Consider the following 13,783-nt stretch of genomic DNA (forward strand, 5'->3'; position numbering starts at 1 on the left):
TTTTTTTTGCAAACAAAGACAGCTTACAATCACAAAAAGATCACAGGTGCAAGCTACAATAACAAATTTTGTACAAAACTACCGCAAACTATGAACACAACAACAAGCGTGATTCAGAAATCGGAAAGCTTCGGGTACAAGCTTGCCAATTATTTCGTCAAAAACTATCAATGTCTGATTCAAAACCCTCGACTATTTTTGATGCGTAAATTTGCTCGTTTCGAGATTGTACGCGACTGGGCAACGATGTTATTGAAGCGTCCAGCTAAATCTCATGTTATCAGTCAAGAAAATGCTTCAGTTCTGGGAAAGTTGGATGTAGATGCGATCGCTGCTACGATCGAAACCGATAGTTGTTATCAAAATCTTCAGCTACCCGAAGATACAGTTCAAGAACTTTTGAAATTTGCCAGTTCTACAGTTGGCTACATTAACAGAGATGCCAACCGTCCCTACCACTACAAAGGAACAGAAAAAGTAGGTGCGGACTTACCCAAAAATGCCCGCGTTTGCAGCTATATGAGTAACGGAAACCAGTCTTCAACCCTGAAAGAACTGGAAAAAGACCCCGGCATACTGGCTATTGCAGCTAAATTTCTGGGTGCCGAACCAGTACACATGGGCAGCGAAATATCGTGGAGTTTCCCAGTTCCAGCAGAAAACCACATCCAGCAACGCAAGGCAGCCCAAGTATTTCACTACGATTTAGACGACTATCGGTTCATTAAGTTTTTTTTCTACCTTACCGATGTCGATATGTTCAGCGGGCCGCACACTTATGTTTCTGGAACTCACAAAGGCAAAAAGTTGATGCACCAGCTTATAAGTACGCGCTGTGCAGACATCGATGACGAAAAGATTGTTGAATATTACGGCGCTGAAAATGTGGTGAATGTCTGTGGCAAAGCTGGTTTTGGGTTTGTAGAAAATCCCCTTTGCTTTCACAGAGGAACGCAGCCAACTGAGAAACCGCGCTTGATGCTGCAAATAGAGTATACCATTAACGACTACGGCAACATTCACGAGGCTTTGGGTTGCTAGCAAGTCAACCTCGTCAATCAGGAAGTCTTGTCTGTCTGTCGAGACTTTTTAGATTATTCTCTGGGGCAGTGGGACGCTCCTAAAACATGATTCAGATGCCAACAGAAACTATATTATCTACCAAAACGGCCGCGAATGCGATCGACAAACATCTCAACTTCCGGCAACTTCATCTGATGCACAAAAATGGCAAAAACTCCCAACCCTGCCAAACTCGCCACACTCAACTGCACTAATTGAATTACCAAACCTTCAGTACCCAAAACTCTTTGACAGCCTTGCAGAGTAGCCAAGGACACGAAAGCAGTTAGAGAACTACCACAAGCTAACCCCAAAAAAGGCAAACTCCACTCCCCCCAAGGCAAGCCACCCAGCTTTTTATCTAATAAGTACAAAAACATAATCATCGAAACTAGATTCACTCCCACCGTCGCCAAAACTAATCCGGGCGCGCCGAAAGCTCCTACTAACAAATAATCCAGCAGCCCATTTAAAAAGATATTGATAATACTGACACGAAAAGGGGTTTCCCCGTCTCCCAAGGCATAAAATACCCGTACCAAAACGTCGCGGCCCAAATACACAAACATTCCAATACCGTAAGCCATCAATATCGGTATGACAAACTGCGAGGCTGACAGATTAAAAGCACCGCGTTCGTAAACAATGCGGACGATGGGTGTAGCCAGTGTCACCATTAAAGCGCTTAAGGGCATCATTGTCAGCGCAGTCAAAATTAAAGCTTGACGAATTTTATCTTTTAATTCCGGCCAGTCTTTGGGTTCGGCAAGGCGAGAAAATATTGGCAAAAATGGTACTAAAATTACATTAGAAATAATGCCTAAAGGAGTCATTACCAACAAGCCGCTGTAGCCCATGGCAGATGCAGCTTGAGGGATGTAGGATGCGAAAAACAAGTCAGTATAAACGTTAATTTGCAGCATTCCCGAGGATAAGGTAGCAGGAACCATCACCTTAACTACTTCTTGCACTCCGGGGCGTTTAAAATTAAACCGCAAACGCAATTTTCCCAATCCCGCGCGCCACTGCGCCGCCAGTTGCACTAACCACTGCAAAACTGCTCCTGCTAAAGTTCCCCAAGCTAATACTAAGCCACCGATTAGTGCGTATTGTGGCTGAGTAATTTTTTCTCCGAGTTGTAGCGCGAGAATTCCTAAACCGCCGACAAGTGCAACGCTGGAAAATAAAGGGCTGATCGAAGGAAGCCAGTACATATCGGCGGCGTTGAGTGTGCCGAAACCAATGCCGATTAAGCCTGAAAGCAATGCCATCGGCGCCATAATCCGAAATTGTTGGACGGCTATTGCTTTGATTTCTAAACCTTCTGCTGTTCTATTTAACCCGGGTGCTACTAAATCGATCGCCTGATCTGCAAAAATAATTAAAGCGATTGTTACCAACAGCAATATGCCGCCAACTAATGTGGTGATTGTCTCGACTAAGGGTGCAGCTTCTTTTTTGTCGCGGCGGGCTAAAACGCTGACGATCGCGCTGTGAAACGGCCCGTTAATGCCTCCGAGCAAAATAAATAGGAAACCGGGGATGACGTAGGCGTAGTTGTAGGCATCGACGGCGACACCGACTCCAAAGGCTGCTGCGATCGCAATTTGGCGCACCAATCCGAAGACTTTGCTAATCAGAGTGGCGACTGCGACAATACCGGCAATCCCTGCTAGGGAACGAGAGGGCTTCTGGGTTTCAGACACAAATGGTTACAAACGCTAGTGCTAAAAGGCTTTGCTAAGTTTAATAGCAAATCTGGACGATCGTAACATGAATTGTAATTGCTCAACTACCCTCCCTCCCCTGAAACTGCCTCAAGCGAGACAGTTTCAGATTGTGAATTTTAAGCAAAAAGCTTCTTCTTCAATAAAATCAAGGACAGAATGAGGGTTTTAGCGATCGAAACTGAAAAATGAAATAATTGTGTTCAAACTTTGCAATACTTGCCTACAAAGGGTTTCAGAGATTTTACTTTTGTCCGTAGGGGGGGTGAGCAATTACGAAAAAACTTAGTTAATCAACATAATAAATGCACCCTAAAAAAACGACAGTTAAGGGTACATAAACGCCAGAACTATCAATTGGCTTTGCCTACTTGTAGGTCTTAAGATCTACAAAGCCTCATAGAACTCATTTGAGATCTATTGCTATAACTGCAAGCCTTGCGATCTATGAATTTTGGCTGTTTTGCTAGAGTTGGTTACGCAGCTATCGTCAACAGTTTATTGAGTTATACCAAACGGCTTACTTGCAAGCCTTATCGGTCAAGAAAAGATGTCAAATGAGTTCTATATGGTGAAGGTATTAGTCGCAGCGCTTCCTGAACTCTCTCAAAGTAGCAGTCCTACAATCTAGATGGCAACTGCGTTTGAGGTGCGCTTACCCTGACCTAGTATCATGTATTATATGTGGATATACTGCATTGGGTAGATCCACTAAAAAATCAAAGCTTGTGCGATCGAGTGACGGTGAAAAAATAGTTAAAGCTGAGATGTTACGCCATTGTCAGCAATAGGCATCTTGCCTGTTCATAAATAAGTAAAAAACAGTTTGTTGGTAATTAATTGATAAATTAGATATTTGGATTTTTTTAACCGCAGAGGCCACAGAGAGCGCAGAGGAAGAGAAGAGAGATGAGTAATTGTGATAGCGACTCACATCTAGAGGATATTCAAGCTGCGATCGCGCCGAATGAAGCTGGACACGATCGGGAGCTGAACAGTGATAGGATCAAATCGCTACATCCGCTCTTCCTCTGCGCCCTCTGCGCCCTCTGCGGTTAAAAAAATCCAAAACAACCATAAATCTTATAAAATGTTCCCATTAAATAAAGAATCAGCACTCCCAGATGAAGATTTGATGTAGATTTGGCCGATCGCACCCATCACAGGTGACAACTAATATAGTGATTTTGCTATGGTTGTTAAGGCTGGTCGATCGGGAAGAGCAGATTTCACAGTAAAATGTACAGTTCGCTAACCCTTCCGCGCAGGTGAGGTTCGATTTTAACAACTAATTAGCTCACCTCAAAAACCAACATCGTTTACTAAAGGCTTCAACAAGCAATCCCGAAGGAGTAAAAAATCATGGTTCAAACTCAAGAACTTTCTCAAACATTAACTCTGCTCGCATCTGCTGCACCCAACGGAATTTCCGCTACAGAATCACGCCCGTGGGGTTCTTTTACAACACTTGAAGAAGGCCCGGGATACAAAATTAAGCGGATCGAAGTCAAGCCGGGACACCGCCTCAGCCTGCAAATGCACCACCACCGCAGCGAACACTGGATCGTAGTTTCCGGTACTGCAAAAGTTACTTGTGGCGAAACCGAAGAAGTTCTATTTACAAATCAGTCTACCTATGTTCCACAGTGTATTTCTCACCGTCTGGAAAATCCGGGAGTGATTCCCCTGGTTTTAATTGAAGTGCAGAATGGTGAATATCTCGGAGAAGATGATATTGTGCGCTTTCAAGACGATTATGCGCGGACAGAATCTAAGGCTAAATAACCTATAAACTGGTTATTTGTTATTTGTTATTTGTTATTTGTTATTCGCACCAATCAGTAACCAGTAACCAATAACCAGTAACCAATAACCAGTAACCAGTAACCAAATAAAATTAATGATTCATCTAAGCAAAACAGCAGCGACAGAAGTAAAGCGCCTCAAGTCAAAGTATCCGAACCCGAATGCTTTGTTTCGTCTGGGCGTGGAATCGAGCGGCTGTTCCGGTTTGTCTTATACAATGGCATTTGACGATGCACCCGTCCCAGAAGACACTCTCTGCGAGTCCGAGGGAGTTCAAGTTGCGATCGACCCCCAGCACTTAAAATATCTCAACGAGCTCACCTTAGATTATTCAGAAGACTTGATGGGCGGAGGTTTCCGATTCCACAATCCCAATGCAGCCCAAAGCTGTAGCTGCGGCAACTCCTTTTCTGCTAAAGAATAATCAACTGTTCTGGGTAATGGAGATATTTTGACGGTATCAGAACTTTTTCCTGGTTGGGAATTGCCAATTTGTGAACTGTGACCGCCAATTTTTACAGAAGCTGAAACTGAAGGATAATCTCGCATTTTAATATAAGTAGTTTGAACGAACCGCGAAGACGCAAAGGACGCGAAGGAAGAGAGGAGAAGAGAAAAGAAAGATTTAACAATGGCAAATAAATCAGAAAAACCCCAAGATTGGTATAGCGAATATATCGCCACCTACAGTTACGAACAGCGAAAAAATTGGTACAGCCAAATCGCAGGTTTCTACCACAAAACTAGACCGCGCTATCCTCAACAACTAATTAATCGCGTTGTTGAATTAGCCGAACTCCCCTCAAATGCCAACATTCTTGAAATCGGATGTGGCCCCGGAATAGCCACTGTTCCGTTTGCGGAATTAGGTTTTGCAATGCTTTGTCTCGAACCCAGTCAGCCAGCTTGTCAGCTAGCACAACAAAACTGTGCAACTTATCCATCTGTAGAAATTAAAAATCAAACTTTGGAAGAGTGGGAATTAGAAGCTGATAAATTCAATGCTGTACTGGCGGCGACTTCTTTTCATTGGGTGTCACCGGAGATTCGCTATCAAAAAACGGCCGCCGTATTAAAAGATAAAGGTTCATTGATTTTGCTCTGGAATGCCGGAGTTTTGCCAGAAGATGAAGTTTACCGAGTTTTGGATGAAGTTTATCAAAATCAAGCTCCGTCTCTAGCAGTATATCATGCCAAAGAAAGAGCCAATCAAGCAGAAAGTATCAAAGAACTCGGACAAAATATCATCGACTCAGGCCTGTACGAGGATTTAATTTACGAACAGTTAGTATGTGAAATTACCTACAGCATTGAGGATTATCTGAATCTTTTGCAGACTTACTCAGAGTACATCGCGCTAGACGATGGCACGAAAAATTCTTTGTTGGCAAGTTTGCGGGAAGCGTTAGCAAAAAACTGCGAAAATATCATCAAAGCTTCCTATATTTCAGCATTTCATATTGCCAAAAAACTTTAGCACTTTTTCTCTTCTCTTTCTTCGTGTCCTTCGCGTCTTCGCGGTTCGTTAAAAAAACCTTATTTACCAATCTGAGGTGGAATTGGTAACAAAAAGGTTCGTAGTGAGGACTTTAGTCCTCGGAAAGAAGGACTAAAGTCCTCACTACAAACCTATTGTAGTATGGCTGCTGAGAATTGTCCACTGCATTAACTGCTGCCATTCGGGAGATTGAGTTAATAAATCTGCATCCAATTCATTGCCAGTATCCTGCGAAAATTCCGTAAAACACTCCGCCCAATTAATTACTGTTTCCACTGGCAAATAAGGCGTATAATTCCAAGAACGCTGCAAAAATTCTGCCATCTCAACAGGATGACCGGTGCGGTGCAAATACCAAGCAATCCAAACCAACGTACTGTACTTGATTTGCTTTTCCAACAAACGTATTTTATCCGGCACTTCGGGCCGCGCAAAAAAATTGTCCATTACCGCCGCCAAGGATTTAGCCTGCGGTAAACCTTTGTACATGGCACTTTGTTCGTGCTGGCGGTAGCAAACTGTTATTTGTCGCAGCCACTCTGTTTCGCATCCCATTAAGGCTAAACGCAGCGCTAAATCTGTATCTTCGGCTGGTGGAAATCGAGGATCGAAACCGCCCGCTCGCTCTAACCAATGGCGGCGAAACATCATCGCGCTGGGCAATACTGGTTTCCACCGCAGCCACATTTCTAAGTCTAATTTAGGGACGTTTTCCCAGGGTTTGACATCTTTGATAGGTTCGCCTATGCTGTTGACTTGACGCCAGCCGCTGTGGACTATTCCTAGATTTGGTTGCGCTCTGAATACAGCAATTTGTGCTGCTAATTTCTCGGGTAAAAAGTAGTCATCTGCATCGAGAAAGGCGATGAATTCTCCTTGCGCTAGTTCGATGCCGCGATTTCGGGCAATGGAAACTCCTTGATTTTGTTGGTAAATGTAGCGAATGCGATCGCCATATTGCTCTAAAACTAATTTGGTGTCGTCTCGGGAACCGTCGTCTACTACAATAATTTCCCAGTCAGTATAGGTTTGGTGCAGCACGCTATCTACGGCTTGGCCGACGTAAGCAGCACAGTTGTAAGCCGGAATCACCACGCTTACCTGCGGAGTTCGATCGCTCATCATGAATATCAAGTCCGAAGCATTAGAATCTATACAGGCTGGGCGGATTTACTAAAATCCCTGGCTGTGAAATCCAGAAAAATTATACACTCGCGCCTCAAAGATTTATTTATCAAATCTAGTTGCGTCTTTATTATAATACGTCTAAGGTGCGCCAGAGACTGACGCACCGGATAAGCGATGCTTTTTGAGCATAAATTTGGTTCAAGAATTTGCCAAAGTAAGTTGGCGCGAATTCAGTAAATCGTGGGGGCGAATTCCTAAAGGGTTGCGATCGCCTTTTACCTTTAAATACTTCTGAGCTATTTGCAAAACCTGTTCCGGATTGGGCGGCTTGCTCAAAAAATCGGAAGCACCTGTAAGTTTGGCTCGCGTGCGATCGATTATACTGTCTTTACCAGTCAAAAACACGATCGGAGTTTCCCGAAAACTCGGTGTTTGTCGCAAAAAATTACACAAAGCAAAGCCGTTTGTCTTCGGCATTACCACGTCCATAAAAATTAAAGCAGGCTTTTGTTTGGCAATGATGCCCACTCCATCCATCGGATCTTGAATTTTTAGAACTCGATACCCCGCCGGCAATAAAATTTGCTGTAAAAATTCGCATACTGTCGGACTGTCATCGATACAGGCAATCAAAGGGCGAACCTGCCCAGCCATCGACGCAGCAAGGCGCCACTGTTCTATAGGCGACGGTAAGTCTGGTACTGTGCGGAAATTTACTAAACCCTGCTTCATGTAATTAACTAAAGCGCGAGTTGCGACTGTCACGCACTGCTTTTTCTTCAATGCAATATCCCAAAGAGTATTCTCGCCGTTAAATACGTTAGCCAAAGCTATCAAAGAGTTAGAACTAAATCGATTTTCCTGCAACTGGGCAGACGCTTTTAAAAGGGGTGCTTGTTCTGGTTCTACCAGCCACAAACCCATGCCTTTCCACTTCTGCCAAATTAGTTCTGTAGAGTACATAATTTGTTCTACTTCCGTTACAGACAGCAGCAAAGAAGAGATTACTTTAGAAAAATATTTTTCCGACGGACGCCACTCCCGACGCAAACCCGATTGACCGATCAGAGCAAAGAATACTTCGGAAACGCTGCTGTGGACGATCGCCTTAGCTTGTTGCAAACTCATTTCGCTGGCCGCTAGCCCTTGCTGAATCAGTTGATATTCCCACAGTTCCCGAGCTTCGAGATCTCTAAGATCCACTTGAAAGTTGCGACAGTGTTGTCCAATAGCCCTGTACCAGCGCCTCGCTCTGTGCGCTCCTCCTGTGGCATAAACCAAACTACCCTGAAAAAAGTATAGTTGCCACTGTTGCTCACCTTGCTCTAATAGCAGTTTTCCCGTTGCTTGTTTCTGGCTGAGGACTGCCAAAGTATGAGACAGCATTTTGTACCCGATTGCGGTAGCAGACATATCAACTCGCATCCCCTGTACTCCTGTTTTCCCTATTATATCGCTGCTGAGTTTGGGAAAAAAACAGTAATATTACTGAATTGTGTTCAAAAAAACACACTACCTGATGCGAGTTTAACCCGATCGGGTATTCATACAATTTCTCCAAAATAATGCAACTATAAGTGCGATCGAAATCCTTAATTGATCCGGTATTCCGAAATCTTAAATCTCAAATCTCAAAAAGGTATGATTCCCCTCGGGAGTTTTAGCTATAAGGATGCGTTGACAGTTGACTAATAACTAATGACGTTGGACGTTCGCTCGGGGGAGACGCTGGCAAAACATGACGTTGGACGTTGGACGTTCGCTCGGCGGGGACAGCAAAACATGACTAATGACTAATGACTAATGACTAATGACTATCTTTGGGAGGTACGGGATCGTAACCCCCTGGATGAAAAGGATGACAGCGCAAAATGCGCTTAACTGCGATCGCTCCGCCGCGGGCCGCCCCAAATCTTTCTATGGCTTCGATCGCGTATTGGGAACAAGTGGGCTGAAATCTACAGGCGTTAGGCAAATAAGGAGAAATCCCCATTTTGTAGCCTCGAATTAATCCGATTAGCAATACTTTCACAATCTTGACCTCAACGCTTGATTAAATTAATCGCAAAATCTTGTCCCATACCGCTGAAAGCTAGGTTAATCCACAGCATCCCCAAAGGTTCCAACAATCTAGCTTGTTTGAGTGTCCCTGCATCTACAACTTCAAATCCGATATCTTCCGCAAGATTGGTGACAATTTTCTTCGCATCTGCATTGTCTCCGCAAATAAAAGCAGTTGCTGTTTGCGAACCGAACTGCAAGTTTTCACGCACAGCTTGCGCCAATGTTGTTAAACGCTTTCACAACTTGCGCTCCGATCGCCCATTTGGCAATTTCTTCGCCTGCGGAGGTAGTGTATCCGATTGTCAGTCCAGCAGCAAGTCCAGCGGGTGTCATCTCGATCGGGTTAGTTGCGTCAATGATAATTTTGCCAGTCAAATCTCCGGCTTGTGCGATCGCCTCTTGCGTGCCATTCCAACGCGTAGCTAAGATCGAAACTTGACCGTGACTTGCAGCTTCCCCAACGCTAGCGGCTCGCGCATTTCCTCCTGTAGCTTCCACAGCAGACTGCACTTTTGCACTCTGCGGATCTCTGACGCCAAATACAATGGAGTGACCTTTTGCTGTTAAAATGCGTCCGAGAGTTCCGCCAACATTTCCCGCGCCAATTATACCTATTTTCATTTTTACCTCTTGGATAGCTAAAAGACAATTTGAGGAGACAATATGGTACTTGTTTCGGAGTTTGCTACTTGACCAATACCTAAAAAATTACCATCAGGGTCGTAAACCTGCAAGGGATAGGGAGGTTCGGGTATTGGGTTTTCGGGGGAATTGTTCAGAGTTTCCTCTGCTGCGATCACCATTTCGGGAATGGGGAGGCGCTGTCCTTGAAACCAGCGTTTGGTATATTCAGGAGAAAGGACGATCGCACCTAAGTGTCTCAAAACCGCCGATGGCAAAATCGGGCTGAATGTATTCTCCTGCAATTGCACTTCTAATTCTTCAAACGTGAGACTTTGGTCGATCGAGAAACCGCTGCTTTCGGTGCGAGTCAAACCAGCCAAAGTACCGCCGGCATTCAAGAGTGCGCCCAAGTCCCGGGCGATCGCCCGAATGTAAGTACCCGCCCCGCAGGCGATCGACAAATCCAATTCTGGAAAATCGCCGGGCCGCCAATCCAAGATATCCAGCCGAAACACCTCAACATTCCTAGCCGCAACTTCCACAGTTTCGCCTTTTCTAGCTAACTCATAAAGCCGTTTTCCTCCCACCTGAACCGCACTAAAACTCGGCGGAAATTGTTCTATTTTGCCGATAAAATTCGGCAGTGCAGCTTGCACTTGTTCTAAACTCAACTCCGGGACAGGTTTAGAATTCAGGATTTCTCCTTCTAAATCGTCCGTAGCGGTAGTTAAGCCAAACCGAATCGTACCTCGGTAAGCTTTGTGGTGTTGGAGGAATTGCAGCAGTCTGGTTGCTCTTCCCAGGGCGATCGGCAAAACGCCAGTCACAGCCGGATCGAGAGTTCCTCCGTGCCCCACTCGTTTGAGTGTCAATATTCGGCGCACTCGCCCCACGCAGTCGTGAGATGTCATGCCCGCAGGTTTGTTGAGATTGAGAAAACCGTCAATAGTCATTAGTAAGAAGGAAGAAGGAAGTTCGGCAAGGGATTGTATAACGGATGTAACTCACATCTTGTACCATTCTCAAGAACAGGCAAGATGCCTGTTCCACAAAAGATGATTTTTCTGGTGGAACAGGCATCTTGCCTGTTCCTCAAGGGCTTATCGACATTGGTGCAAGATCTCAGATGTAACGGATTTAATGAAAATCGATTCGAGGGAAAATGGAACAAGGAACAAGAAAGAAGGAAAAAGAAAAGTTTTGAGATTACTTTGTTGGTCGCAACGCTTCCCGGTTTTGAGTTAAAAAGTTAAATATTGAAACTTAAAACTCAAAAGAACCTGCAAGCCCAATTACCAATTACCAATTACCAATTACCAATTACCAATCCCCATTCCCAATTAAAAAATAAAGTCCGTCCGAGAGATAGTAACTCCCAATACAGTAGCCAGAGTTTCCTTGGTACTTGTAAACTGAACAATTGTACTCGGCACGGTTCCGGGCCCAGCAGAAATGGTGAGTTCGGCAAAAGTGAGGTCGGCTCTCAAGCGAATTTTATCCGTACCAACAGTAAAATCGGTAATCACATCGCCATCTGCCGATCGCCCGATCGAAAAAGTATCATTCCCTGCGCCACCAGTTAAAGTATCTCTGCCGCGATCGCCCGACAAACAATCATCGCCCAGGCCACCAAACAGCGAGTCATCGCCGGCACCGCCAAAAAACGTATCATTGCCCGCGCCGCCCAACAAAGTATCGTTGTCTTGGTTGCCAAACAGCAAATCATTGCCATCATCCCCGCTTACCGAGTCAGCACCTTTCCCCCCGTAGAAAGTATCGTCGCCCGCGCCGCCCAAAACGCTGTCGCGGGCTGCACCGCCGAACAGCAAATCATTACCAGCGTCGCCCTGTATTGAGTCGTCGCCGTCACCGCCGTAGAGGCTATCGTCTCCCCCCAAACCTAAAATGCTGTCAGCGCCTCCCAAACCGAAGATCAAGTCAGCGCCGGCAGTACCGCTGAGGGAGTCAGGGCCGCTGGTGCCATTGCGAGCGGTAGCAGAGCCTCCGGGTCTGGTACCCGGGCTGGTTGGGGTTGGGGTTGTGATTACGATCTTAACTGGTACTGCTGATGGCATGGTTTTGAAGACTGGTAGAAATTTGCCATTCTAACTTAGCCTAAAAGCGTAAGTTACAGAAAGTACCACGAACACCAGGTGTCTTCAGGCGGGGAAGTGTTCAACAGTTGACAGTTGACAGTTGACAGTTGACAGTTTGAGAGCGACTTCTACCCTTAAGTCCGAGGATTGGAGTAATGAATAGTCTGATTTTAATTTCTCCCTCACTCGTGAGAGGCTTTCAACCAATTATTTCTGGTAAAAAATCTGTTAGCAGCGTTGCTTGTTTGAGGATAAATTCAAGTAGCGTTGGCTGGCAAACAATTCTGCATTTAAATTGCATATTTGGAGCGGCGTCTGACCAACGGCTCACTCCTGGTTTGATTATTTCTTGATGTCCAATTTCAGTGCTGAGCGAGCCGATCGCCTTTGACGAAATAAATCTGCCCATCAATAGTTACGATCCTATAGTTTGGCAGTTGGTTCAATAGATAAAATTTAGGTAGAACGGTAAAATTATTCTTAAAAATTACAGTCATAGTAAAATTAAATATATGCTACAAGTAGGCTATATTTAAGAGATAAATGAGAAGCACCAAAGAATTATTCCTCACCAGCTTAACCGCTATTACGATGAGTTGGGGATCTGTCACCGTCATTCAGGGGATACCGGGGGCGATCGCCCAGACAAAGCTTCCGATGAGACTGCAACACGGGGAAGGAACCTATACCCTTACGGTATCAGAGACGGACACCACAAAATCTGCCTATGGGGGTCAGTTGCGCCTCTATGACGTGCATATTGCTAAGATGTTTGAGGTGACCTATGCTGATTGCCAGGAGATACCTAGGGCTGGCTTTAGAGATTGGGAGTACAGGGCAGGAAATGGCAGAATTAGCATGGGGACATTCCGAATCACCTGTCAGTTGGCTGGAGATATTGCGAACACTTACGGTTTAGGCAAACGAGAGCGTAGTGCGATCGAATATTCTCAGGAGGAGGCTGGGCGGCCAATATCAAGGACTCGTTCTATCCCTATTTTAGACATTACTGGCAATAAAGTCGATCGCTGGCTGAATTTTGTGCAGAGTTTTCGACCAATATAAAAATAACTTCTAGGAGGCTATAAAAATGACAACCCTATCGAACGAACAAACAGCGATTATCCGTACAGAAAGAGGACTGTCCATCGCAGGTACGCGCATCACTATCTACGACATCATGGACTATGTGACGGCTCAATATCCGCCTAAGTTTATCAGAGGATTATTTGACCTTACAGAAGAACAAATTAACGCAGCTTTAGCTTATATTGAGGCAAATCGCGCTGATGTTGAAGCCGAGTATCAAATTGTTCTTAAGGAAGCTGAGGAACTGCGACTATACTACGAAGAAAAAAATCGCGATCTGATTGCTCGAATTGCGGCGCAACCACCAAAACCAGGAACGGAAGTGGCTTGGGAAAAACTTCGAGCGGCTAAGGCAAAACGTGAGGCTAAAGCATGATTTTTTTGATAGATCATAATCTCAACGGACACGCCATAATTTTCTTTGGTTCTATTGCTAATCAAGGTTGGCTTGATATCATCCCAATTCGTTTTGTCACCTTTGCACAAATGGAATTACCCATCAATAGCGATGATAGAGTAGTTTGGCGGCTTGCTCAAGAAAATAAGATGATTTTGCTCACAGCTAATCGCAGTATGAAAGGTAAGGATTCTGGCTCTCCAGAACTTATGGTGATAATTTTATCTAATGCAAGAAACAAGCTAATACGCGATTTCTAAAATTATCAAAATTAGAAAAGCCATACCCTTGT

Annotated in this window: 18 protein-coding genes; 10 read left to right on the forward strand and 8 right to left on the reverse strand. The window is 44.7% G+C overall.

The features are described from left to right. Window positions 1–90: 90 nt before the first annotated feature. A complete protein-coding gene (locus tag JGK16_RS08005) occupies window positions 91–1,041 on the forward strand; it encodes a phytanoyl-CoA dioxygenase family protein (protein ID WP_293180734.1) in 951 nt (316 codons plus the stop codon). Window positions 1,042–1,154: 113 nt separating this feature from the next. Here the strand turns inward: JGK16_RS08005 and murJ are convergent, their stop codons facing one another. Next, on the reverse strand, window positions 1,155–2,768 hold the full coding sequence (murJ, locus tag JGK16_RS08010; RefSeq protein ID WP_293180737.1) for a murein biosynthesis integral membrane protein MurJ: 1,614 nt from the start codon (window positions 2,766–2,768) through the stop codon (window positions 1,155–1,157). Between the two features lie 930 nt (window positions 2,769–3,698). Between murJ and JGK16_RS08015 the strand changes: the two genes are divergently transcribed. The 4 genes from JGK16_RS08015 (at window position 3,699) to JGK16_RS08030 (ending at window position 6,072) form a co-directional block, all read left to right on the forward strand. Beyond that, window positions 3,699–3,848 carry a hypothetical protein gene (locus JGK16_RS08015; protein ID WP_293180740.1) on the forward strand — a complete coding sequence of 50 codons (150 nt, stop codon included), beginning with the start codon at window positions 3,699–3,701 and terminating at the stop codon, window positions 3,846–3,848. Between the two features lie 303 nt (window positions 3,849–4,151). Then, window positions 4,152–4,574 carry a phosphomannose isomerase type II C-terminal cupin domain gene (locus JGK16_RS08020; RefSeq protein ID WP_293180743.1) on the forward strand — a complete coding sequence of 141 codons (423 nt, stop codon included), beginning with the start codon at window positions 4,152–4,154 and terminating at the stop codon, window positions 4,572–4,574. A gap of 115 nt (window positions 4,575–4,689) precedes the next feature. Beyond that, a complete protein-coding gene (locus JGK16_RS08025; protein ID WP_293180746.1) occupies window positions 4,690–5,019 on the forward strand; it encodes an iron-sulfur cluster assembly accessory protein in 330 nt (109 codons plus the stop codon). 207 nt (window positions 5,020–5,226) lie between these two features. After that, window positions 5,227–6,072 carry a class I SAM-dependent methyltransferase gene (locus JGK16_RS08030; protein ID WP_293190158.1) on the forward strand — a complete coding sequence of 282 codons (846 nt, stop codon included), beginning with the start codon at window positions 5,227–5,229 and terminating at the stop codon, window positions 6,070–6,072. A gap of 144 nt (window positions 6,073–6,216) precedes the next feature. On the opposite strand, the gene JGK16_RS08035 is transcribed toward JGK16_RS08030, so the two are convergent. The 6 genes from JGK16_RS08035 to truB all read right to left on the reverse strand — a co-directional run bounded on the left by JGK16_RS08035 (window position 6,217) and on the right by truB (window position 10,862). Then, the gene (locus JGK16_RS08035; protein WP_293180806.1) at window positions 6,217–7,215 is read right to left on the reverse strand and encodes a glycosyltransferase; all 999 of its coding nucleotides are present in this window, start codon (window positions 7,213–7,215) and stop codon (window positions 6,217–6,219) included. A gap of 204 nt (window positions 7,216–7,419) precedes the next feature. Further along, window positions 7,420–8,634 (reverse strand): response regulator, encoded by a 1,215-nt coding sequence (locus JGK16_RS08040; RefSeq protein WP_293180752.1) that lies wholly within the window; start codon window positions 8,632–8,634, stop codon window positions 7,420–7,422. Window positions 8,635–9,028: 394 nt separating this feature from the next. After that, window positions 9,029–9,253: a membrane protein insertion efficiency factor YidD gene (yidD, locus tag JGK16_RS08045; RefSeq protein WP_293180755.1), complete on the reverse strand. Its 225-nt coding sequence runs from the start codon at window positions 9,251–9,253 to the stop codon at window positions 9,029–9,031. A 10-nt stretch (window positions 9,254–9,263) separates the two neighbouring features. After that, window positions 9,264–9,494 (reverse strand): hypothetical protein, encoded by a 231-nt coding sequence (locus JGK16_RS08050; RefSeq protein WP_293180758.1) that lies wholly within the window; start codon window positions 9,492–9,494, stop codon window positions 9,264–9,266. Beyond that, window positions 9,487–9,906: an NAD(P)-binding domain-containing protein gene (locus JGK16_RS08055; RefSeq protein WP_293180761.1), complete on the reverse strand. Its 420-nt coding sequence runs from the start codon at window positions 9,904–9,906 to the stop codon at window positions 9,487–9,489. The genes JGK16_RS08050 and JGK16_RS08055 overlap by 8 nt, the downstream gene beginning before the upstream one ends. Window positions 9,907–9,923: 17 nt before the next feature. Next, a complete protein-coding gene (gene truB / locus JGK16_RS08060; protein WP_293190160.1) occupies window positions 9,924–10,862 on the reverse strand; it encodes a tRNA pseudouridine(55) synthase TruB in 939 nt (312 codons plus the stop codon). An 84-nt stretch (window positions 10,863–10,946) separates the two neighbouring features. Here truB and JGK16_RS08065 point away from each other — a divergent pair, with 84 nt between their 5' ends. After that, window positions 10,947–11,162: a hypothetical protein gene (locus JGK16_RS08065; protein WP_293190162.1), complete on the forward strand. Its 216-nt coding sequence runs from the start codon at window positions 10,947–10,949 to the stop codon at window positions 11,160–11,162. Window positions 11,163–11,249: 87 nt separating this feature from the next. On the opposite strand, the gene JGK16_RS08070 is transcribed toward JGK16_RS08065, so the two are convergent. Next, window positions 11,250–11,984, reverse strand: coding sequence for a calcium-binding protein (locus JGK16_RS08070; protein ID WP_293180770.1), 735 nt, complete (start codon window positions 11,982–11,984; stop codon window positions 11,250–11,252). A gap of 176 nt (window positions 11,985–12,160) precedes the next feature. On the opposite strand from JGK16_RS08070, the gene JGK16_RS08075 reads away from it, so the two are divergent. From JGK16_RS08075 to JGK16_RS08090, 4 genes are all read left to right on the forward strand, one after another. Further along, complete coding sequence (locus tag JGK16_RS08075; protein ID WP_293202942.1) at window positions 12,161–12,358, forward strand: hypothetical protein; 198 nt, start codon at window positions 12,161–12,163, stop codon at window positions 12,356–12,358. Window positions 12,359–12,548: 190 nt separating this feature from the next. Then, window positions 12,549–13,070 (forward strand): hypothetical protein, encoded by a 522-nt coding sequence (locus JGK16_RS08080; RefSeq protein WP_293190164.1) that lies wholly within the window; start codon window positions 12,549–12,551, stop codon window positions 13,068–13,070. A 25-nt stretch (window positions 13,071–13,095) separates the two neighbouring features. Continuing rightward, the gene (locus JGK16_RS08085; protein ID WP_293180779.1) at window positions 13,096–13,470 is read left to right on the forward strand and encodes a DUF433 domain-containing protein; all 375 of its coding nucleotides are present in this window, start codon (window positions 13,096–13,098) and stop codon (window positions 13,468–13,470) included. Continuing rightward, window positions 13,467–13,751 carry a DUF5615 family PIN-like protein gene (locus JGK16_RS08090; RefSeq protein ID WP_293190166.1) on the forward strand — a complete coding sequence of 95 codons (285 nt, stop codon included), beginning with the start codon at window positions 13,467–13,469 and terminating at the stop codon, window positions 13,749–13,751. Before JGK16_RS08085 ends, JGK16_RS08090 begins: the two co-directional genes overlap by 4 nt. The last annotated feature ends 32 nt before the right edge of the window (window positions 13,752–13,783 follow it).

The organism is Microcoleus sp. PH2017_09_SFU_O_A (assembly GCF_020738625.1).
In the GTDB taxonomy this organism is placed as follows: domain Bacteria; phylum Cyanobacteriota; class Cyanobacteriia; order Cyanobacteriales; family Microcoleaceae; genus Microcoleus.